Source organism: Natronorubrum texcoconense, from assembly GCF_900100335.1.
Classification (GTDB): Archaea; Halobacteriota; Halobacteria; order Halobacteriales; family Natrialbaceae; genus Natronorubrum; species Natronorubrum texcoconense.
Window position 1 is genome coordinate 1 of record NZ_FNFE01000003.1, and the last position, 20,327, is coordinate 20,327.

The window sequence follows — 20,327 nt, forward strand, 5'->3', positions numbered from 1 at the left end:
CCCGAGGTTGTTCTGATCCATAGGGTAGTTTGGCCACGTGTTACTGAGCTATCTGCTACGAGTCTAAACTCGTACAACTAGCATGGCTAAATCGGACTCCAATAGCAATGACCTCCGGCAGGATCAACCGGAATGCTATATACTCCCGACCCAATGGTCGGGAGGGTTCATTTGGCGGTGAATGTAAATTCTTGTACACACTCACACATAAATGGGTCCACGTTCGATGACCCCAGACCGCGACCGGTCGAGCGTCACCGAACTACCAAGGCTAACATCAGATCCCTTCTGTACGGCGGACCGCAGGGGAAGGATCCTCATTTCCTTCGGATCTATTCGTAGGCCATCTGGGGTACATAACCCCTTCGGACTACGAGTGATCCGAGACGACGAGACGAATCCAACGTCCCGTCGAACACATACTATCCGAATTCCCTCGTACACTTAAGGGCATCGGATCGAAACCACCGCCGGAAACCGCATCCGGCGGAGGTTTTTGCGTATCACACAGTAGGTGTCCTGAGTATATAAGGACATCGTACTGTTGCGCCGGTTCATCGGCGTCAATCGCGTTCGATTCGAATACCCCGTACGGAAGCCTATCAGTTCGACTGATAGGCTCCGACGAGAGACGGATAGTGTACCTACCTCCGTGCCGGGAAACGGCCGGAGGGAACGCGGCGAGATGCGCCACGTCGTTCGCATTATATTCGAAGCCCGGGTTCGTACATAAGGGCGTCGTCTCGAGTGCTGTTTGTCCCACGTTACTCCGTCTCTCGATTCACCCGAGCCTGGCGATTCGGCTCAACCGACTATCGCCGTTCCGAGGCCCGATCCGACGACCTACCGATGCCGGCGAGACCGAAGAGCAGTCGCTTGCAGCCGACCAGCAGTTCTCGAAGGACGGGTGCTCCGTCGTAGAGCCAGAGGAGGAACGCGAAGCCGGCCATCCCGACCTGTATCCAGAGATAGGTCGACAGATCTCCCGCGAGGAGTTCGCTCGAATAGCGATTGAACAGTAGGAAAAACTGATCGACGAACCCGTGTTCGTGTCCCCCCTCGCTGACCGTCTCGACGGGCCAGAGCATGATTTCCGGCTGGTAGACACCCTCTCGAACGTAGGCGTCGAGTACGTCGGACGGCAAGTGAAGCAGGTAGCCGAGGCCGAACGCGATGCCGGTGCGCGGTCGGCCCGCCGAGCGAGCGACGAGTCCGACGAGGATCGAGAGCGGAACCGCGAAGAAAATCGAGTGACCGAGCGCGTATCCGGCGTCAAAGACGCCGTACTCCCACGCCAGCGGCTTGTCGATGATGTCCGGCAGGACGGACGCAAACACGACAGTAAGCGCCTCGAGTCCACCGGGCGAGTCCCGATAGATTACGTGACAAAACAGCGAGTAGACGAGATAGCCCATGATCGCGTGTTCCCATGGCCACATACACCGGACGTGCGGTGGGCGGTGGATAGTTATGCAGCGCTTGTCGCCGATCCTGCTGCGTGATAGCCCGAGACGAAGACCGGTTGCGTACACCAGACGCGGAGTCCAGTTCGCGAACGGTTCGGACAGCGGTAACACACACCGCAGTAAAACGAAAACGGTTCGACGTGGTAGCAGTCGGTTACCCCTCGTCGCCGTCGTCGCAATACGGATATTACGTTCGGTTGAATCCGAACGGGCCGTTTTGAACGAGGCGCGACCGACACGATTTAGCGGCGAGCGTCGAATATGCGGGTATGGATCGAGAAGGGTTCGTCAAACTCTCAGTCATCGGGATCGGGCTCGTGGTGTTGAGCTTCTTCGTTCGCGGGTTCAGTCAGCTCGCCCTCGGTCGAGACGTTGCAGAGATGTTGCAAGCACCCTTTGCGGTCGCCGGCTTCTGTATCGTCGTCTACCTATTCATCAGGGCGACGCTCGACTTCGTGGGTATCTGGGAAGTCGAGAGCAGCGAGGCGTAACGCCGGAGACCGGTAGCCATCTCGAGACACGGAAGGAAACCGTTTTTCGCACACCGAACGAACGCGAGGGTATGACAGTACCCGTGCGGCCACTCCCCGACCTCGGACCGGCCGACCGCGCTGCCTTTTTCGATCGGGACGCCGGCATCGAGGCGGTCAGCGGAGACGTAGCCGAGATCGTCGACCGCGTTCGCGAGGAGGGAGACGTCGCCGTCCGCGAGTTCACGAGCGAGTTCGACGGCGTCGAACTCGGGAATATCGACATCACGGACACGTGCGAGCGCGCGTACGACGACCTCAAGGACGACCTCCGTGATGCGATCGAAACGGCCGCGACGAACGTCAGGGAGTTTCACGAGGCACAACGCCCCGAGGACTGGCGCGACGAGTTCGGTCCCGGGCGGGAGCTCGGCCGCCGATTCCGTCCCATCGATCGCGTCGGCGTCTACGTCCCCGGTGGGTCAGCGGCCTACCCCTCGAGTGCGATCATGGGCATCGTCCCGGCGGTCGTCGCGGGCGTCGATCACGTCTCGGTCGTGACGCCGCCGGCCGACGAGATGAACCCGGCCACGCTGGGAGCGATCCACGCTGCGGGTGCCGACGCGGTCTACAGCGTCGGTGGCGCGCAGGCGATCGCCGGACTCGCCTACGGAACCGAGACGATCACGCGCGTCCAGAAGATCGTCGGTCCCGGAAACAAGTGGGTCACGGCGGCGAAGGCCGCCGTGCGAGGAGACGTCGAAATCGACTTCCTCGCGGGGCCGAGCGAGGTCGTCGTCGTCGCCGACGAGACCGCAGAGCCGGAACTCGTCGCGACGGAACTCGTCGCGCAGGCCGAACACGATCCGAACGCGTCGGTCGTCGCCGTCACGGCGGACGAAGGCACTGCCGAGGCAATCGCCACGGCCGTCGACGAACAGGCCGGCGCGCGCGAGCGCGAAGATGTGATTCGTGATGCACTCGAGAACGATGCGAGCGGCGTGCTTCTGGCACGATCGATGAGCGAGGCGATCCTCTTCACCGAGGAGTACGCACCCGAGCACCTCGTAATCGTCGCCGAGGACGACGAGTCGCTCCTCGAGCGGATCGACAGCGCGGGCAGTGTCTTCCTGGGACCGAACACGCCGGTCGCGGCGGGCGATTACGCCAGCGGGACGAACCACGTGCTCCCGACCAACGGCGGCGCGCGCGTCACCGGTGGGCTCTCGGTTGAAACCTTCCTGCGATCGACGACGGTTCAGCGACTCTCCGGCGAGGGATTGGCGGACATCGGCGAGACGGTCACGACGCTCGCGGACGCCGAGGGACTCGAGGCCCACGCCGCGAGCGTCCGCCGGCGACTCGAGAAACTGGACGATACGTAGTGCAGACCCATCGTGAGAGCGGATACTCACGGAATCTACAACCTAGTTTTACGGTACTCGGCGTAGAAGGAACCGTAGTAATGCCACGGCGTGAGCCCGAGAGTGAGCCAGTGGTCGACCCCACCGATAGGCGCATCCTCGAGCGAAACTACGATTACGCACAAAAGAACGTGCGACTGCTCTCGATGTGGTACGAGTGCGAGCCAAAGCGGATGCTCAAACTGCTCGCGGAGTACGATATCGAACTGTCACGAAACGACAAGCGACAGTTCGGGACGTACTATCAGTCGGTACAGCGGCACGCGAACGCGTACGGTGAGTAACGGCGTAACGAACGCCGTTCGATGGGTCGTGGGAGGGGTATGTTCGGTGAGTCACTGAGGTGACCGATGGCGTCACAGTTAACACCGTTGCGACAGAAGGGATACGCATGAGCACGGACAGCATGGATGGTGGCGACGCGGAGACGCGCCCGCAGATCGAAGTAACCGAAGAGGCGGCCGAACAGGCGCTCGACTTGCTCGATAGCGAAGGACTCGACGCGACCGAAGCGGGGCTTCGGCTCTTCGTCCAGCAGGGTGGCTGTGCGGGACTCTCCTACGGCATGCGCTTCGACGATTCACCGGACGGTGACGATACGATCTACAACCACCACGATCTGCGCGTTTTCGTCGACCCGGCCAGCCTGAAGTACATCGAAGGCAGCATCCTCGACTTCGAGAGCGGACTGCAGGCGGAAGGGTTCCACGTGGAGAACCCGAACGTCGTCAGCGAGTGTGGCTGTGGCGAATCGTTCCGAACGTAACGTCGGTTCTCGTCACCGTTCGCCGTCCATCGATTCTTTTGCAGACAATCTGGCACAGTGTTGCGTCCCGCTCGAAAAACGGTGAACGTCTCCGAGGCGAGTGGAATCGTCTCGAGGAAGTCGAGCGCCTGCTCGAATCGAATCAGAACCGAGTTCTCGACTCGAGCAGTGAGCCGAAACGGGACTCAGTCTTCGAGCCGGAACGCGACGGTGACTTCCGCCTGATACTCCCGGTCGTCGGCGCTCGCGACCTCCACCCCCAGCTCGTCGACTTCGATCCAGTGGACGTTCTCGAGGGTCGACTCGGCGCGGTCGATCGCGTCGTCGGCCGCGGCGTCGAAACTCTCCGTACTCGTTCCGATCAGGGTGATCTTCTTGAAGACCATTGCCCGTAGGGGTACGCTCCGTATCCCCTTCAATGTATGGCTAGTGATACCAATTCGCACTGTTTTTGATACGAGCAACGGCGGAACGATCGGTTGGTGCCGACCCGCGGATCGAGAGGAGGCCGATCGAATCCGCCCGCGTCGACGGAAGCTGTCGGCTGCCGAGGAGTTACGTGCCGATGCGTGAACGTTTTTGAGGGTTCCGGTCCCACACTCCTCTATGTCAAACGCAGACGGTTCGATCGACGTGTCGGAGATCGGTGAACTGACGCCGCCGGATCGGACGCTAATGGGACCCGGACCGAGCGACGTCAACCCTCGAGTGCTGCGGGCGATGTCCACGCCGCTCGTGGGCCACCTCGACCCGTCGTTCGTCGAGATCATGAACGAGGTCCAGGAGTTGCTGCGCTATACGTTCCGGACCGACAACCAGTGGACGATTCCCGTCTCGGGAACCGGCTCCGCCGCCATGGAAGCCGCGATCGGCAACGTCGTCGAGCCGGGCGACACCATGCTCGTCCCGACGAACGGCTACTTCGGCGGCCGAATGGCCTCGATGGCGCGCCGAGCCGGCGGCGAGGTCGTCGAGGTCGACGCCCCGTGGGGCGAACCGCTCGAGCCGGCCGACGTCTCCGATGCCCTCGCAGAACACGATCCGGACGTCTTCGGCTTCGTCCACGCCGAGACGAGTACGGGCGTACTCCAGCCCGACGTTCCCGAACTCACGGCGGCGGCCCACGACCACGACGCGCTCGTCATCGCCGACACCGTGACCTCGATCGGCGGGGTCGAGTTGCGCGTCGACGAGTGGGACATCGACGTCGCCTACGCGGGCCCCCAGAAGTGTCTCTCCTGCCCGCCGGGAGCCAGCCCGCTGACGCTCTCGGACACCGCGATGGAGAAAGTCCTCTCGCGGGAAGAAGAGCCCCGCTCGTGGTATCTCGACCTCTCCCTGCTCGAGGGCTACTGGGGCGACGATCGATCCTACCACCACACCGCGCCGATCACGAACGTCTACGCGATTCGCGAGGCGCTGCGACTGGTCGCCGAGGAGGGCATCGAAGCCCGCTGGGACCGCCACGAACGACTCGCCGGCGCGCTGAAAGCCGGGATGGAGGGGATGGGCCTCGAGATGAACGCCCCCGACGAGTACTGGCTGCCGAGCCTCAACGCCGTCCGCGTCCCCGACGGGATCGACGACGGCGAGGTCTGTGCCGAACTGCTCGAGCGCTACGATCTCGAGGTCGCGAGCGGCCTGGGCGATCTGGACGGCGAGATCTTCCGGATCGGCTGTATGGGCTACTCGGCCCGTCCGGAGAACGTCATCTACGTGGTGACGGCGCTGGGTGACGTGCTCGAATCGATGGGTGCGGACGTCGATCCCGGTGCCGGCGTGTCGGCGACTCGAGACGCACTATAAAAACTGGAACGGAACGCTTTTTCGCTCGTTACGCCGAAATTCGTGGTCCTGGCGGGGCTCGTTCAACCTGATAGTCGTCCCCGTCGACGACGATGATGGCCCACTCGTAGTCCGGATCCACGCTGTTGAGCTTGTTCTCGATTTCGTCGGCGTCCTCCGGCTGGGCGACGAAACAGTGGAACTGTCCCGATTGGGACGGAAGCTCTCCTGTCTCGAGGACGGTGTTTACCTGCACGGCCTTCCACTCGCGTTCGGCGCGGAACGTCGGGCCGTTGCCTTCGACGGTGTACCCAAGCTCTGCGAAGATCGACCTGGCCTGCTCGACGAGTCGCATGTTAACAGGACCCATTCATAGCTACCTACAACGGCATCCATGATAAATGTTGGTGCGTCACAAGAAGTTGCCCGTTCTTCCCAACTAACTGGACGTATTCCGCGACGAGACGAAACGATCGATCAGTGGATCAGCAGATTAGTGGACGGAAACAGGCTGTTACTAGCGATACACACTGGTTTGCCGGCGCGAGTGAGAACGCAGCAAAATGCCCGAAACGCAGGGTGAACTGGTGGATCTCGGTGCGGGCGCCGCGGTCGGTATCCGGCGCCGCTATTCGTGGGCGGCGTCCCACTCGGTCGGCTTGCGGAAGTTCCCACACTGGTTGCACTTGATGCGCCCCATCGAGTCCATCGCGTTGTCGAAGCTCTCGCAGTTCGAACAGAACCAGCCGTACCGACTTTCGGCGTCTCGAGACTCGTATGCCACGAGAAACGGACCCTTCGAGCCCCGGTCGCCGTCCGTCTCCGAAACGTAGACGGTCGCGCCGTCGTCGGTGGACAGTGTTTGCATGCACGCGTGTACCCGCGCACGTAATAAATGATTGTCTGTCCCGCCGTGGACGGTCTATCCCGCCGCAACGTCCGCAAACCGACTGCGCCGCCGCAGCGGCCGCGAAAGCAGTCCGAGCGACCGATCGCAATCGAAATGTGGTATGTGTTCACAGTGGTGACTGTCCTAACTGAAAGGTTTACCCGGCAGGGAATCGTTCGTTCGACTAATGTCGTTGGTCGTGGTTCCCGTTCGGTATCCGTTGTCGAAGCACTCTCGTCGAACGCTCGAGCGCGCGATCGAGGTCGCGCGCGAGCGTGACGCGCCGTTGACGGTCCTGCACGTCGATCTGTACCAGAACGGGAAGAAAGTGACGCGAATCGACCTGAAAACCGCCGTGGAGAACGTGTTCGGCCGACTCGAGAACGTTCGATACGTCGTCCGAACCGGCTTTCTCGTCGAGGAGAGCATTCTCGACGAGGTCGCGGCGGAGGGCGCCGACGCCGTCGTCATCGGCAGCCAGCAAGCGAGCCGACTGCGCCGGATCTTCCGGCGGTTCACCGACAATCCGAATATCGATCAGTATCTCCGGACCCATCTCGACTGCGAAGTCATCACGGTCGAGAGCGCGACTGCCTGACCGCGAGGTCGGGTCACTTACGACGTTCTCCCGGCGTCCCGCACCACGAACACCGGGATCGAGGCGTTGTCGACCACCCGCTCCGAGACGCTGCCGAGCGAGGTGACTTTCTCCCGAGCGCTCTTCCCACGGGTTCCGATCACGATCAGATCGATCCCGCGCTCGTCGGCGTACTCGAGGATCGTCTTCGACGGCGTCCCCTTTCTGACGTCGGCTTCAGTCTCGAGACCGCGATCCGACGCCTGCTCCGTGACGGTGGCGACGGCGTCTTGACCCTCTTCCTCGAGCGATCGCTCGAGGTCGGGACCGGTCTCGTCGGTGGCCGCGGCGGTGATCCGGCTGTCGACGACGTACAGGCCGTGGACCGTCGCGTCGTTGTCCGCCGCGATGGGTAATCCGTGAGCCAGCGTCTCGTCGATCGTCTCGCTCCCGTCCGTCGGAATGAGGATATCGTCGTACATCTGTTCCTGTCGTTGGACTTCGCGAGGAGTTCAGATAAAGGGTCCCCACGATCTCGAGTAGTGGGAGGACGGGGCACGGAACCGCCGTCGAGCGACGAGGAAACGCGATCGAACCTCAGGAAACGGCGAGCACCACACGACCGTTACTGGTCGATCTCGTCTCCGCCGTCGGGCTCGGCCGCTTCCTCGGGCGACTCCGCCGAGTCGGCGGCCGACTCCAGCCAGTCGGTGTCGGGTCCGTCGACGGCCAGACGGCCGACACCGCTGTGTTCGTCGAAGACGTGGTGTCGGTGTGGGTACGCGAACTCGACGTCCATGTCGGCGAATCGCTTGTAGAGCGCCGCTTGCACGTCCGACTGGGCGACGCTCTGTTTGTAGGGGTGTTGAACCCAGAACCGCAGTTCGAGTGCGACGCCGTCGTCGCCGTACGCTTCGATCGTACAGAGCGGTGCCGCCCCGTACCGCGCGCTGCCGATCCGAATGTCCGGCCCGCCCGAGATGACGGTGTCGACGGAGCGAGCGGCTCGTTCGGCCTGTCGTCGTGCGGCCTCGAGATCGCTGTCGTACGTGATCTCGAACGCGACGGAGATCCGCGTTCGTTCGTCCTCCGCGGAGTAGTTGATCACATCGCGTTCGTGGATTTCGGAGTTCGGAATGACGATGAACGTGTTCTGGAGGGTGAATATCTTGGTGTAGCGAATCGTGATGTCCTCGACGAACCCCTTGTGACCCTCGTCGGTGACCTCGATCATGTCGCCGATTTCGTATGGTCGATCGGCAAGGACGAAGAACCCGTTGACCAGGCTCCCCACGAGCGGCGCGAGGACGACCGCGATCACGGCCGAGATGACGGTCACGGAGAGGAGAATCTGCGTGTCGCCGACCCCGAGGATGCCGGCAGCGATGATCGCTGCGACGAGCAGGACGGATATTCTGACACCGCGCAGGACGGTCCGAGTGACGCTGGGTCGCTCGATCCGACGGGCGATGGTCCGCCCCGCGACGCGGACGACGAGTTTCGAGAGGTACCAGCCGACGACCAATACGAACGCCGCGAGGACGAACTGAACGACGAGATCGGGAGGTTCGTACGGGAGGATGCGCTGGACCTCCTCGGTCGCCGTACTCTCGTTCATCTGCAGTCCCCCGCGCATGGCAACACACTCAGTCGCGGAGTGGTTAAGGGTTCTGACCTTCACACACGTCGTGAGAGACGGTAGCTCGCCGCAGCTAAAACAACCCGATTTCGAAAATAGGTGCTACTCAGAGTATAATAAATCATTTAGTCGTCGGCAGCATACGGACAACTATGGCACCAGACGAACTTCGCTCGACCGTCGAGCAGGTCGGCGACCGGTTCAATCTCGGCGAGTACGAGATCGACGCCTACCTGACCGTCTTAGAGCAGGGACAGCTCACGGCCAGCGAGATCGCCGATCGAACCGACATTCCACAGCCCCGCGTCTACGACACCGTCCGTAGTTTGAGCGACCGCGGGCTAGTCGAACTGCGCGAGTCGCGCCCGATGAAGGTCGTCGCGATCGATCCCGACGAGGCCTTCGAGAACGTCCAAAACTCCTTGGCGGAGATGATCGACGAACTCGAGGCCCGCTACACGGCCCCCGCTCGCGACACGGAGGCCGTCTCCCTCGTGAAATCGCGGTCGACGATCCTGCGCTATCTCGAGGAGGTTATCGCCGACGCCGACTACGAACTCTCCCTCTCGCTGACGCCGGACCTGCTGACGCGGTTCGAGGACGACCTGAAGGGGGCCGTCGAGGAGGGCGTCAGCGTCGATCTGATCGTCACGCCGGGGCGGGAGGCGCCCGATCCCGACGAGTTCGACTACCTCGAGGTCGCGACGACGGCTCGAGCACGACGCGGGATCACCACCCCTGTCGTCGCCGTCGCGGACGGCAACTATTCGATGTACGCGACCCAGGACGCGCTGCGCGACGACCAGGACCGCTACGGCGTCATCTTCAACCGCTCGGCGCTCGGCTTCCTGGTCTCGGGCTTCTTCGGCACCGTCCTCTGGACGACGGCCGAACGGACCCTCGGCGAGGACGGGACCGCGCGACACTACCCCCGCAAGTACGCCTCGATCCGACGCTGCGTCAAGGACGTCATCGACGAGGGCGGCGAGTTCTACGCGACGATCGAGGGTCGAGACGTCGAAGTCGGCGGCCCGCGCGTCGTCCGCGGACGGATCCTCGACGTCTCCTTCGAGGTCAGCGAGGAGGTCGCGGCGCTCACGCTCGAGACCGAGTCGGGCGAGGAGGTCACCGTCGGCGGGCGCGTCGCCGCCTTAGAGGACGTCGAGGCCCACGAGATCCACATCGGCCGCAACGAACCGCCGGCGATCGATGACGAGTGATCGCTCGCGGTCGATCGTGCCAATGCCGACCGCGATGGCCGCGGTCGAAAGAGCTGTCAGTCAGGTGCTAGTAACGGCGAGATAGCAGCGTTCCAGGAGGTGCTGGCGGTGGCCAATCTGCGAATACTGAGTTCTCGGGGATACGGGTGAGGGTGACCGAGCCGAGTAGCGACAGCCAACGCGGTCGTCACGGCCGGTCAGTCGACCGAACGGTATCGGGAGTGACCCGCCTTCCACCGGCGTTCGGCAGTCGTCGACCCGCTCGACGCCAGTTTGCGGTCGTCCGGCGACGGAAGCCGACGTGTTGGGACCTTCAGCCGTCGATCACCGTACAGCGATTCTCCGTCCGTCGGTCACCGTCGTCCGATGGCTCTCCACTCATCGGCGGGCGACGTCACGCGAGGTGGAGTTCGACTGTTCGACAGTCCTCGCCGGCCGTCGCACACCAATGGCCGATTGGGAACCCGTCGACGCCGACGGCCCGTCGATCCGAAAATCGTGATTTTTCAGTGTCAGTAACAAGGGCGTCGTAACCGAAACGAGATCCCGACACTCACGCTTTATTACACCATTTATTGCCAATATATAAGTCCGATAACGTGGACGGATCACTGGTCATGGGACGCGATACCGCCGGTCGATCAGATCGTTCCCGCCTGAGACGTCGGTCGTTTCTGAAGGCCGCGTCAGCGACGAGTGCGACCGGGGCGGTCGCCATCGCCGGCTGCCTCGGTGGGGCTCGCGAACCGGGGACCGTGGTGATGACCGCCGCCACGGACGTGGAGGAGATCATGTACAGTGACGGAGACGAACCCTCGGTCCAGCAGGCGCTCTGGGACGCCGGGTTGGACGAGGACATTCACGTCGAGATCCAGACGGTCGTCAGCGACTCCGACCAGCGGATGCAAGGGGCCCAGTCCGCGCTGCAGGCGGGTCGTGCCCCGCCCGACATCCACATGATGGACAGCGGCTGGACGATTCCGTTCATCCTTCGGGAACAGACGACCAATCTGGACGAACAGCTCTCGGACGACGTCATAGAACGGGTCGAGAACGAGTACCTCCAGGCCATCGTCGAGACGGCCAGACACCCGGAGACGGACGAACTACACGCGCTCCCGATGTTCCCGGACCTCGGATTTATGCTGTATCGACAGGACCTCATCGAGGACGCCGGCCACGATACCGACGACTGGGCCGACGAACCGCCCTCGTGGGAGGAGTTCTCGACGGCCGTCAGCGACGCGATGGCCGAAGGCGACGTCGACTACGGCTTTACGACGCAGGCGGACGCCTACGAGGGACTGTCCTGTTGTTCGTTCAACGAGGTGATGACCTCCTGGGGCGGCGCGTACTTCGGCGGGGCCGACAACCTGTTCGTCGCCGGCGACCGGCCGATCACCGTCGACGACGACCACGTGGTGGACGCGATTCGGATGATGCGGACGTTCATCGACGAGGACGATCCGAACGCCCTCGAGGAGTACGACGAAATCTGCCCGTCCGCGATCGTCCAGTGGTCCGAACAGGAGTCGCTCGGACCCTTCCAGGGCGGCAACGCGGTCGCCCACCGGAACTGGACGTTCGCGATGGCCGAGACCGGCTCCGAGGAGGCGTTCGGCGAGGACCTCGGCGTGACGACGATGCCGTACGCGGTCTCGGACGACGACGCCGAGTTCGACGGTGTCGGCGGAACGACCTCTGCACTCGGCGGCTGGAACCTCGTGCTGAGTCCGTACACGGATCGCCGCGAGGAAGCCGTGCAGGTCCTCGAGGCGTTCACCGACGAGGAGGTGATGCTGACGATCCTGGAACTCGCCGGCTTCCTGCCGCCGATCACCGAACTGGTGACGGCGGCCGACGAGGACGAGATCGGACCGATGGCACGGTACACGGACCAGATCGAACGGGCCAGCGAGACCGCGATCCCGCGTCCGGTCACCGACGTCTGGCCCGAGCAGTCGGCACTGATCTATCAGGAAGTGAACGCGGCGTTCCGCGGCGCGAAAGCGCCCGACGAGGCGATGGGTGACCTCGCGGACCGTCTCGAGGGCAGCGAACGGGAGGTGGCAGCACAAAATGGCGACTGACACCGACGCCATCACCGGCGGCGAGACTCCGACCGACAGGGATCGGTCCGGGAACGCCGTTATCAACTGGATGGAGAACCTGAGCGAGGCGGCCTACGCCTACCTGCTGTTGATCCCAGCGTTCGCCCTCCTGACGTTGATCGCGTTCTACCCGCTCATCTCGACGTTCATCACGTCGCTGCGCGAGGATCAGACGCGAGGGGCTGAGCCGCTCGGCGGCTTCGTCGGCATCGACAACTACGTCGACATCCTCACCGGGAACGCGCGACTCGCGAGGCAGTTCCTCGACGTGACGGTGTCGGGGTCGTTCCCGTTTCTCGAGATGGGGACGCCGTTCCTCCAGCAGGCGCTGTTCGTCACGATCGCCTTTGCGGTCATCAGCGTCCTCTTCGAGACCATCATCGGCTTCGGGCAGGCCTACGTCTTAGATCAGGAGTTCCGCGGTCGGCGCTGGGTTCGGGTCGCGATCATCCTGCCCTGGGCCGTGCCCATCGTCATCCAGGGGATGATCTTCTTCCTGATGTTCCAGCCCGAGGTCGGCTTCGGCAGCGACCTCATGCAGTGGCTCGGAATCTTCGGGGCGAACCCGCTCGCCGACAGTCAGGACGCGTTCATCATCATCCTGGTCGCCGACATCTGGAAGTCCTCGGCGTTCATGGCGCTGTTGATCCTGGCCGGTCTGCAGAGCGTCGACCGAAGCCTGTACGACGTCGCCCGGGTCGCCGGGGCGTCGCCGTGGCAGCGGTTCAAGATGATCACGCTCCCGCTCGTGATGCCGGCCCTGCTGGTCGCGATGTTGTTCCGGACGATGGACGCGATGCGCGTCTACGGCCTGATCGAATCGACCGCCGGCTGTACCACCGTGCCGTCGCTAACCTGTCTCGTCGTCGAGGCGATGTTCGGCGGGACCCGCATCTACGCGACCGCGGCCGCCGTCGCGTTCGCGACCGCGCTGGTCATCGGCCTCATCATCTCGCTGTACGTGGTGTTCTTCCGCGACACCGAGGGGGGACTGTACTAATGACGGACACTCGAGATAGCCCACAGTCGGACGACAGTAACGGACGGGAGGATCGAACGACAGCAACCGATTCGCGGGCCGAGCGGTTCCGGTCCTCGTCGGGACTCCGCGCCGACGGCGGTCGCGAGACGACTGAAAGCGACCGAGCGGCCATCTTCGAGGGGAGTCAGGACGCGGAACTCGATCGCGGCCCGTTCCAGCAGTGGGCCGCGAACTCGATCGAGAACCCCGAGCGCGTCTACAGGGGGATGTTCTACGTCGCGGCGATCTTCTTCCTCTTTACGACGCTGTTCCCGTTCTACTGGCTGCTCATGGTCGCACTGACGCCGGAAGGTCAGTTACAGGACATCATCTTCACGCCGAACGGGTTCAACCCCGGCGCCTTCATCGAGGTGTTCCAGGTGATCCCGTTCCACTGGTACGTCTTCAACAGCTTCGTCATCGCGACGGCCTCGACGATCCTCGTCCTGGTCGTCGGGAGCCTCGCGGGCTACGCCTTCGGACGACTCGAGTTCCCGGGCAAGACGCCCCTGCTACTGCTCGTGTTGGTGATTTCCTTCTTCCCGCCAGCCGCATTCTTCATCCCGCTGAACGACCTGTTCAACACCAGCTTCTTCATGCTCGAGCCGATCACCGGCGACGGCACACTCTACAACACGCCGGGAGCGATGGTGTTGCCGCTGTCGGCCATCTTCATGCCGCTGGCGATCTTCATCCTGACGACGTTCTACGCCCAGATCCCCGACGGGTTAGAGGACGCGGCCCGCGTCGAGGGGACGACCCGTCTCGGGGCGCTGTTCCGGGTTATCATCCCGCTGTCGGCACCCGGCGTCGCGACCGCGGGCGTGTTGACCTTCATCGCGGTCTACAACGAGTTCTTCTTCTCGTTCCTGATGACCGACGGCCAGCCCCAGAACTGGGCCCCGATCCTCGAGGGCATTCTCGCCTACCAGGGCCAGTACGAAGTGATGTACAATCTGATGGCGGCCGCGAGTATCATCGGGGTCATCCCCGTCGCGATTCTCGTGGTCGTCGCCCAAGAAAAGATCGTCAGCGGACTCACCGCAGGAGCACTCAAGGAATAACAATGGCACGAGTACGACTCGAAAACATCACGAAACGGTACGGAGAGGAAACGGCAGTCGACGGGATCAGCCTCGAGGTCGAAGACGGCGAGTTCGTCACCTTCGTCGGGCCCTCGGGCTGTGGCAAGTCGACCACGATGGAGACGGTCGCGGGGTTGACCCAGCCCAGTGAGGGCGACGTCTACATCGGCGACGACAAGGTCACCAAACTCGCCCCGAAAGATCGCGGGGTCGCGATGGTCTTCCAGAACATCGCGCTGTTCCCGCACATGGACGTCTACGAGAACATCTCCTTCGGGCTCCGACTCCGAAAGTACGACGACGAGGAGGTCCGGCGTCGCGTCGAGCAGGCCGCCGACATCGTCCAGCTCGAGGGGATGTTAGACCGAATGCCCGCGGAGATGTCCGGCGGCCAGCAACAGCGCGTCGGGATCGCCCGCGCGATCGTTCGGAACCCGGACGTGTTCCTGATGGACGAGCCACTCGCCAATCTGGACGCGAAGCTCAGAGTGCACATGCGAACGGAGCTCCAGCGGCTCCACCGGGAGCTCAACGCGACGATCATCTACGTCACCCACGACCAGGCCGAGGCGATGACGATGTCGAACCGGATCGCCGTCCTCAACGACGGCAAACTCCAGCAGATCGCCCCGCCGCTGGTCTGTTACAACGAGCCGACGAACCTGTTCGTCGCGGGCTTCATCGGCTCGCCCTCGATGAACTTCGCGGAGGGAGAACTCGACGAAAACGGCGTCCAGACGCCGAACTTCCACATCGAACTGGATCCCGCAACCGTGCCGAACGCGTCGGTCGGCGACGCGGTCACCCTCGGCGTACGGCCCGAGGACGTCCACCTCTCGGCGTACGCCGACTCGCTGAACCAGCCGACGGCACCGATCGACGCCCGAAGCGACGTCCTCGAGCCGATGGGTGACGAGGTGTTCGTCTATCTGCTGCTCGCGGAGGACGCGGAGCGAACGATGGACGAAGACCCAGCGTCGTCGTCCGGCCAGTTGTTGATGAGCGTCACGCCAGATACCGATATCGAGGCGGAACAGGACGTCGACGTCGTCCTCGATCGATCGAAGATCCACCTCTTCGACACGGAGACCGGCGACGCGCTCACACACGACATCACCGATCAGTCCGAACGGGAGCCGGGAACGACCGCGACGGAGGCGGACAGCTAATTTCCGTCGTTACGCTCTCTCGAGTGCACAATCTCTTCGAACCGACCGACTCGCACTGAGCGGCGTTTGGCGACGGAACAAAGGGGACCCAGCCCCCAATTCGATATAGCGGCATTACCTGTATCAGTACGAGAACAGACGACGACTGTGGTGACCGGACTCAAATGAAACCGAATCGAAACGACATCAGAACGGGTATCGTCGGGTTGGGAAACATCGGCCAGTACCACGCGGAGCGACTCGTCGACCACGGCGTCTCGCTCGTGGGGGGGATGGACGTCGCCGCCGAGGCGCGGTCGCGATTCGCTCGCCGGTACGACGTCGACGTCTACGAGGACCATCACGAACTGTACGACACCATCGACGCCGTGATCATCACGACGCCGAACAAGTACCACGAGGAGTACGCCGTCGACGCCTTCGACCGCGACCTCCACGTCCTCCTCGAGAAACCGCTCGCTCACTCCTTCGAAAGCGCGACGCGGATCGCCGACGCCGCGAACGACTCCGGGGGCCACTGCATGGTCGGCTTCAACAACCGGTTCGCCAACACGGTCCAGATCGTTCGCAACCGGATCGAGCAGGGCGATCTGGGCGAGGTCACCCACATCGAGGCGAACTACGTCCGGCGCCGCGGGATTCCGGGCCGAGGCTCCTGGTTCACTCGGCGACAGATCGCCGGCGGCGGCGCACTCATCGATCTGGGCGTCCACGCGATCGACCTCGCCCTCTTCTTGCTCGACTACCCCGACGTAAACGAGGTAAACGGCGTCGCCCGTGGAGAGTTCGGCTCGGACGAAGCGTACGCCTACCTCGAGATGTGGGGCGAGGACGCCGGTCCGGCGGGGTTCGACGTCGACGACTCCGCCAGCGCGTTCATGCGGTGTAAGGAGGATCGAACGGTCTCGCTCGAGGTCGCGTGGGCGACAAATCGCCCGCCGACCCACGAGTTCGTCGTTCGCGGCACGAAGTCGGCTGCGCGGTTCGATCTCCTCGAGGGCGATCTCACGTTTCACTCCGCGAGCAACGTCGGGCCCGATCACCTCGAAGACACCTCGGTCGAGACGCGCGAGATCGACACCCACTCGCGAGAACAGGAGGTCTTTTTCGAACGCATCGAGCGCGACGATCCGGACGACCGGAGCGTCGAGCAAGCCCTCGCCGTCCAGCAGATTATCGACGCGATCTATCGCTCGAGCGACGAGGGACACACGATTACCGTCGGCGAGTAACGCACCCTCTTCTCGGACGTGTTCGACCGATTCGAGCGGTACTCACTTGCAAGTACACGCTTTTCGCCGTTCCCGTGGTAGTGGCCGACATGAGAGTCAAACGGCCGCTCGTTCTCGAGATCAGCCGTCATGAGGTTTCGGTCGGGCGACCGATCACCGTTCGCGTCCGCGACAGCGGGAATCGGCCGATCGAAGGGGCAGTCATCGAAGCGGGCTCGAAACGCGAACGAACCGACGCTCGGGGCCGGTGTGAGATTACGTTCCACTCGCCCGGCTTCTGGAAGCTGGTCGCAAGGAAGTCCCCGACCGAGCGCGTCTCCTACGAGCCGGCAGCGTCGCTCGTGCGAGCGATGCCGCGTTCGTCGACGGGCCAACGGCCACGACGGTCCGGTCCCCCGCTGCTGTAGCCCGACGGCGACTGACGCAGAAGCTGAACCGAGCCGCGTCGAGAGGCCGTCGCCCGCACACGTTCGCCGGCCCTCGTTTTATTTCACCGCCCGTTGACTGTCGGTCCGTATGGATATCGGCGTCCACACGCCACCGTTGGCCGACGAATCGCTCGAGGGAGCGCTCTCGTATCTCTCCGAAATCGGCGTCGACGCGATCGAACCCGGCGTCGGCGGTCACCCCGGGCAGGACCATCTGCCGAGAGCGGAGCACCTCGACGACGACAGTGCCCAACAGGAGGTCAGGAACCTGCTCGAGGAGTACGACATGCGAATCAGCGCGCTCGCGATCCACAACAACCCGTTACACCCGGACGAGGAGCGGGCTAAGGAGGCCGATACCGAACTCCGCGAGGCGATCGAGTTAGCCGATCAGCTCGACGTCGGCGTCGTCACCTGTTTCTCCGGACTGCCCGCCGGCGGTCCCGACGACGAGGTCCCGAACTGGATCACGGCGCCCTGGCCGCCCGAACACGCCGACGCTCACGAGTACCAGTGGGAGCAGGCTATCGACTACTGGACGGAAATAGCCGACCACGCCGACGACCACGGCGTCGATATCGCCATCGAGATGCACCCGAACATGCTGGTCTACGAACCCCACGGAATGGCCCGGCTGCGCGAGGAAACTGGCGATCGGATCGGCGCGAACTTCGATCCCTCCCACCTCTACTGGCAGGGGATCACGATCACCGACGCGATCCGGTATCTCGGCGAGCGCGACGCGATTCATCACTTTCACGCCAAAGATACGAAGATTTACGAGGAACAGGCCCGCGAAAAGGGCGTCCTCGACACCACGGCGTACGACGACGAGCCGAATCGGTCGTGGCTCTTTCGGTCAGTTGGGTACGGCCACGGCGAATCACACTGGAAAGACATCGTCTCGACGCTGCGGATGGTCGGCTACGACGGCGCGCTCAGCATCGAGCACGAGGACTCGCTGACGAGTTCGCGCGAGGGGCTCGAGAAAGCCGTCGATCTCCTCGAGCGGGCGGTGTTCCGGGAACAGCCCGGCGAGGCCTACTGGGCGGAGTGAGCGAGACGGGAGCGTTACTCCTCGAGCGACCGGTCGATCGAGAAATCCGTCTCGCCGGTGGCCGATCGCTCGGAAACGTCGACGCGCCCGTCGCTGTGAACGACGACCTCGTACCCCTCGTACTCGAAACTAACGCGCGCGTCGGGACAGATCGCCGACGGCGTCCGAAACAGCCTGTCTAGCGCCGCGGGGTCGACGACAGTGTACAGCGGCTCGTACGCCGGCGGCTCGACGTCGGTCACGTCCACTCCTTCGCGGGCGGCGATCGCTTCGATGACGGCCTGGGTCGGCACCGACTCGCGCTCCGGCGGCGACGGCGGATCGGATGCGGAGGACATACCCGTAGCATCCTCGCTCGAGCGGATAAGGCTAGTGTCGAACGTAGCCACGTGAAAAAGGCGTCCGGTAGCCACCGTACCGACGGATTACGGGCGTATCTGTATTCGATGCGTCATCCGATGGGATCACTCAGCGCTCGTCTCGCGCGCTCGTTCGAACGCCTCGATAGCCTCCTCCCGACGATCGGCGTGGTCGACGATCGGTGCCGGGTACGCCGGCGCAACGCGTTCGCGATCGGCCGGCTCGAGGTCCTGCCAGCCGTGAATCTCGTCGGCGCTCGCGTCGGCGAGTTCGGGAACGTACTCCCGGATGTACTCGGCGTCCGGATCGTACTCGCGTCCTTGCGTCGTGGGGTTGAACACCCGGAAGTACGGCTGCGCGTCGGTACCGGTCGACGCCGCCCACTGCCAGCCGCCCACGTCGTTCGCCGTGTCGTGATCGACCAGCGTTCGGCGGAACCAGTCGTACCCCTCTCGCCAGTCGATCAGCAGGTCCTTCGTCAGAAAGGCGGCGACGAGCATCCGGACGCGGTTGTGCATCCACCCCTCCGCCAGCAGTTGGCGCATCCCCGCGTCGACGATGGGGAACCCCGTTTCGCCGGCTTTCCAGGCCGCGAGTTCGTCCGGATCGTTTCGCCACGGGATCTCGTTCTCGTAGCCGCTGAAATTTTCGGTGACGGTTTCGGGGTTGAACGCGAGGACGTGCGCGTAGAACTCCCGCCAGGCGAGTTGGCGCTGAAACGCCGTCACGTTCGCTCGCTGGTCGTCCGTCTCCGCGCGTTCTCGAGCCCGTTCCGTCGCCGCGTACACCTCCCGAATTCCGATCGTCCCCCACTTCAGGTGTACGGAGAGCCGCGAGGTGGCGTCTGCGGCGGGGACGTCTCGCTCGTCCTCGTACCGATAGATATCGTCCGCACAGAACGACTCGAGTCGATCGCGTGCTGCGTCCTGCGTCACCGTCGGGAGTTGGAGCGTCGGCTCCTGATCCGAGTTCGTCGTCGACCCGGCGTTCGGTTTCTCGAAGCCGAGTTCCGTCAGCGAGGGTAACGGCTCGCCCGAGACGGTCGCCAGATCGTTCGCAGTCGGTGGGGCTACCGGATCGCGTTTCTCCCGGTCGCGCCACTTCTTCCAGAAGTACGAAAACACGGAGTAGTGGTCGCCCTCGTTCGGCGTGATCGATCCCGGTTCGTGATGGATCGCGTCGTGGACGGTCTCACAGCTAACGCCATCGTCCTCGAGCGCCGCCGTGGTCGCTCGGTCGCGATCGGCCGCGAGGCCGCTGTACCCCTCGCACCAGACGACCGTCTCGGCCTCGTGTTCGGCTGCGAGCCGCGGAATCGCGTCGCTCGATTCACCCCGAGCGACGAGCAGATCGGCGTCTCGCTCGCGGTACCACGCTCGGAGCCCTTCGAGCGCCTCGAGCAGACACGCGACCCTGATCGACGAGGCGTGTTCGAGGACGGTCGGGTCGAAGACGAAGACGGGAACGACCGGTCCGTCGTCGACGGTGACGGCGCGGGCGAGTCCGCGGTTGTCGACTCCGCGAAGATCGCGACGGTGCCAGTAAACGGCCATACCGTACTCGGGACAGCGAGCATCGAAAGTATCCGGATTGCGGCGACCCGGGACTGCCGTCGCTCGCGTCGATCG

Annotated in this window: 22 protein-coding genes and 1 rRNA gene; 14 read left to right on the forward strand and 9 right to left on the reverse strand. The window is 63.6% G+C overall.

Annotation, left to right across the window (positions count from 1 at the left end; all coding sequences use genetic code 11):
• Together BLT08_RS10515 and BLT08_RS10520 are read right to left on the reverse strand one after the other, a co-directional pair.
• Window positions 1-134, reverse strand: a 16S ribosomal RNA gene (locus tag BLT08_RS10515); the annotation flags it as partial.
• A 678-nt stretch (window positions 135-812) separates the two neighbouring features.
• Window positions 813-1,439 carry a metal-dependent hydrolase gene (locus BLT08_RS10520; RefSeq protein ID WP_090306190.1) on the reverse strand — a complete coding sequence of 209 codons (627 nt, stop codon included), beginning with the start codon at window positions 1,437-1,439 and terminating at the stop codon, window positions 813-815.
• A 296-nt stretch (window positions 1,440-1,735) separates the two neighbouring features.
• On the opposite strand from BLT08_RS10520, the gene BLT08_RS10525 reads away from it, so the two are divergent.
• From BLT08_RS10525 to BLT08_RS10540, 4 genes are all read left to right on the forward strand, one after another.
• On the forward strand, window positions 1,736-1,957 hold the full coding sequence (locus tag BLT08_RS10525; RefSeq protein ID WP_090306194.1) for a hypothetical protein: 222 nt from the start codon (window positions 1,736-1,738) through the stop codon (window positions 1,955-1,957).
• A 71-nt stretch (window positions 1,958-2,028) separates the two neighbouring features.
• A complete protein-coding gene (hisD, locus tag BLT08_RS10530) occupies window positions 2,029-3,321 on the forward strand; it encodes a histidinol dehydrogenase (RefSeq protein WP_090306197.1) in 1,293 nt (430 codons plus the stop codon).
• Window positions 3,322-3,401: 80 nt separating this feature from the next.
• Window positions 3,402-3,644, forward strand: a complete 243-nt coding sequence (locus tag BLT08_RS10535; protein WP_175529281.1) for a hypothetical protein — start codon at window positions 3,402-3,404, stop codon at window positions 3,642-3,644.
• Window positions 3,645-3,751: 107 nt separating this feature from the next.
• Entirely contained in the window at window positions 3,752-4,126 is a 375-nt protein-coding gene (locus BLT08_RS10540) for a HesB/IscA family protein (protein WP_090306204.1), read from the forward strand.
• Window positions 4,127-4,311: 185 nt separating this feature from the next.
• On the opposite strand, the gene BLT08_RS10545 is transcribed toward BLT08_RS10540, so the two are convergent.
• Complete coding sequence (locus tag BLT08_RS10545) at window positions 4,312-4,512, reverse strand: dodecin (RefSeq protein ID WP_090306207.1); 201 nt, start codon at window positions 4,510-4,512, stop codon at window positions 4,312-4,314.
• Window positions 4,513-4,732: 220 nt separating this feature from the next.
• On the opposite strand from BLT08_RS10545, the gene BLT08_RS10550 reads away from it, so the two are divergent.
• Window positions 4,733-5,932 carry a pyridoxal-phosphate-dependent aminotransferase family protein gene (locus BLT08_RS10550; RefSeq protein ID WP_090306210.1) on the forward strand — a complete coding sequence of 400 codons (1,200 nt, stop codon included), beginning with the start codon at window positions 4,733-4,735 and terminating at the stop codon, window positions 5,930-5,932.
• Window positions 5,933-5,960: 28 nt separating this feature from the next.
• Here BLT08_RS10550 and BLT08_RS10555 read toward each other — a convergent pair whose 3' ends face one another.
• The gene (locus tag BLT08_RS10555) at window positions 5,961-6,266 is read right to left on the reverse strand and encodes a DUF7116 family protein (protein WP_090306213.1); all 306 of its coding nucleotides are present in this window, start codon (window positions 6,264-6,266) and stop codon (window positions 5,961-5,963) included.
• A 273-nt stretch (window positions 6,267-6,539) separates the two neighbouring features.
• Window positions 6,540-6,779: a DUF5816 domain-containing protein gene (locus tag BLT08_RS10560; RefSeq protein WP_090306216.1), complete on the reverse strand. Its 240-nt coding sequence runs from the start codon at window positions 6,777-6,779 to the stop codon at window positions 6,540-6,542.
• A 208-nt stretch (window positions 6,780-6,987) separates the two neighbouring features.
• Here BLT08_RS10560 and BLT08_RS10565 point away from each other — a divergent pair, with 208 nt between their 5' ends.
• Window positions 6,988-7,398, forward strand: coding sequence for a universal stress protein (locus BLT08_RS10565; RefSeq protein ID WP_090306219.1), 411 nt, complete (start codon window positions 6,988-6,990; stop codon window positions 7,396-7,398).
• A 17-nt stretch (window positions 7,399-7,415) separates the two neighbouring features.
• Here the strand turns inward: BLT08_RS10565 and BLT08_RS10570 are convergent, their stop codons facing one another.
• A complete protein-coding gene (locus BLT08_RS10570) occupies window positions 7,416-7,859 on the reverse strand; it encodes a universal stress protein (protein ID WP_090306221.1) in 444 nt (147 codons plus the stop codon).
• 143 nt (window positions 7,860-8,002) lie between these two features.
• Entirely contained in the window at window positions 8,003-9,013 is a 1,011-nt protein-coding gene (locus BLT08_RS10575; protein WP_090306224.1) for a mechanosensitive ion channel family protein, read from the reverse strand.
• 155 nt (window positions 9,014-9,168) lie between these two features.
• Here BLT08_RS10575 and trmB point away from each other — a divergent pair, with 155 nt between their 5' ends.
• The 8 genes from trmB to BLT08_RS10615 all read left to right on the forward strand — a co-directional run bounded on the left by trmB (window position 9,169) and on the right by BLT08_RS10615 (window position 18,339).
• Window positions 9,169-10,236: an HTH-type sugar sensing transcriptional regulator TrmB gene (gene trmB / locus BLT08_RS10580; RefSeq protein ID WP_090306227.1), complete on the forward strand. Its 1,068-nt coding sequence runs from the start codon at window positions 9,169-9,171 to the stop codon at window positions 10,234-10,236.
• 617 nt (window positions 10,237-10,853) lie between these two features.
• Window positions 10,854-12,326, forward strand: a complete 1,473-nt coding sequence (locus BLT08_RS10585; protein ID WP_090306230.1) for an extracellular solute-binding protein — start codon at window positions 10,854-10,856, stop codon at window positions 12,324-12,326.
• Window positions 12,316-13,347 (forward strand): carbohydrate ABC transporter permease, encoded by a 1,032-nt coding sequence (locus BLT08_RS10590; RefSeq protein WP_090306232.1) that lies wholly within the window; start codon window positions 12,316-12,318, stop codon window positions 13,345-13,347. The genes BLT08_RS10585 and BLT08_RS10590 overlap by 11 nt, the downstream gene beginning before the upstream one ends.
• A complete protein-coding gene (locus tag BLT08_RS10595) occupies window positions 13,347-14,432 on the forward strand; it encodes a carbohydrate ABC transporter permease (RefSeq protein WP_090306236.1) in 1,086 nt (361 codons plus the stop codon). Before BLT08_RS10590 ends, BLT08_RS10595 begins: the two co-directional genes overlap by 1 nt.
• Before the next feature lie 2 nt (window positions 14,433-14,434).
• Complete coding sequence (locus tag BLT08_RS10600; protein WP_090306239.1) at window positions 14,435-15,622, forward strand: ABC transporter ATP-binding protein; 1,188 nt, start codon at window positions 14,435-14,437, stop codon at window positions 15,620-15,622.
• A gap of 164 nt (window positions 15,623-15,786) precedes the next feature.
• Window positions 15,787-16,854: a Gfo/Idh/MocA family protein gene (locus BLT08_RS10605; protein ID WP_090306242.1), complete on the forward strand. Its 1,068-nt coding sequence runs from the start codon at window positions 15,787-15,789 to the stop codon at window positions 16,852-16,854.
• 89 nt (window positions 16,855-16,943) lie between these two features.
• Complete coding sequence (locus BLT08_RS10610) at window positions 16,944-17,261, forward strand: carboxypeptidase-like regulatory domain-containing protein (RefSeq protein WP_090307649.1); 318 nt, start codon at window positions 16,944-16,946, stop codon at window positions 17,259-17,261.
• A 109-nt stretch (window positions 17,262-17,370) separates the two neighbouring features.
• On the forward strand, window positions 17,371-18,339 hold the full coding sequence (locus BLT08_RS10615) for a sugar phosphate isomerase/epimerase family protein (protein ID WP_090306245.1): 969 nt from the start codon (window positions 17,371-17,373) through the stop codon (window positions 18,337-18,339).
• Window positions 18,340-18,353: 14 nt separating this feature from the next.
• Here the strand turns inward: BLT08_RS10615 and BLT08_RS10620 are convergent, their stop codons facing one another.
• Entirely contained in the window at window positions 18,354-18,677 is a 324-nt protein-coding gene (locus tag BLT08_RS10620; RefSeq protein ID WP_090306248.1) for a HalOD1 output domain-containing protein, read from the reverse strand.
• Between the two features lie 126 nt (window positions 18,678-18,803).
• On the reverse strand, window positions 18,804-20,252 hold the full coding sequence (locus tag BLT08_RS10625) for a cryptochrome/photolyase family protein (RefSeq protein WP_090306253.1): 1,449 nt from the start codon (window positions 20,250-20,252) through the stop codon (window positions 18,804-18,806).
• Window positions 20,253-20,327 lie beyond the last annotated feature (75 nt).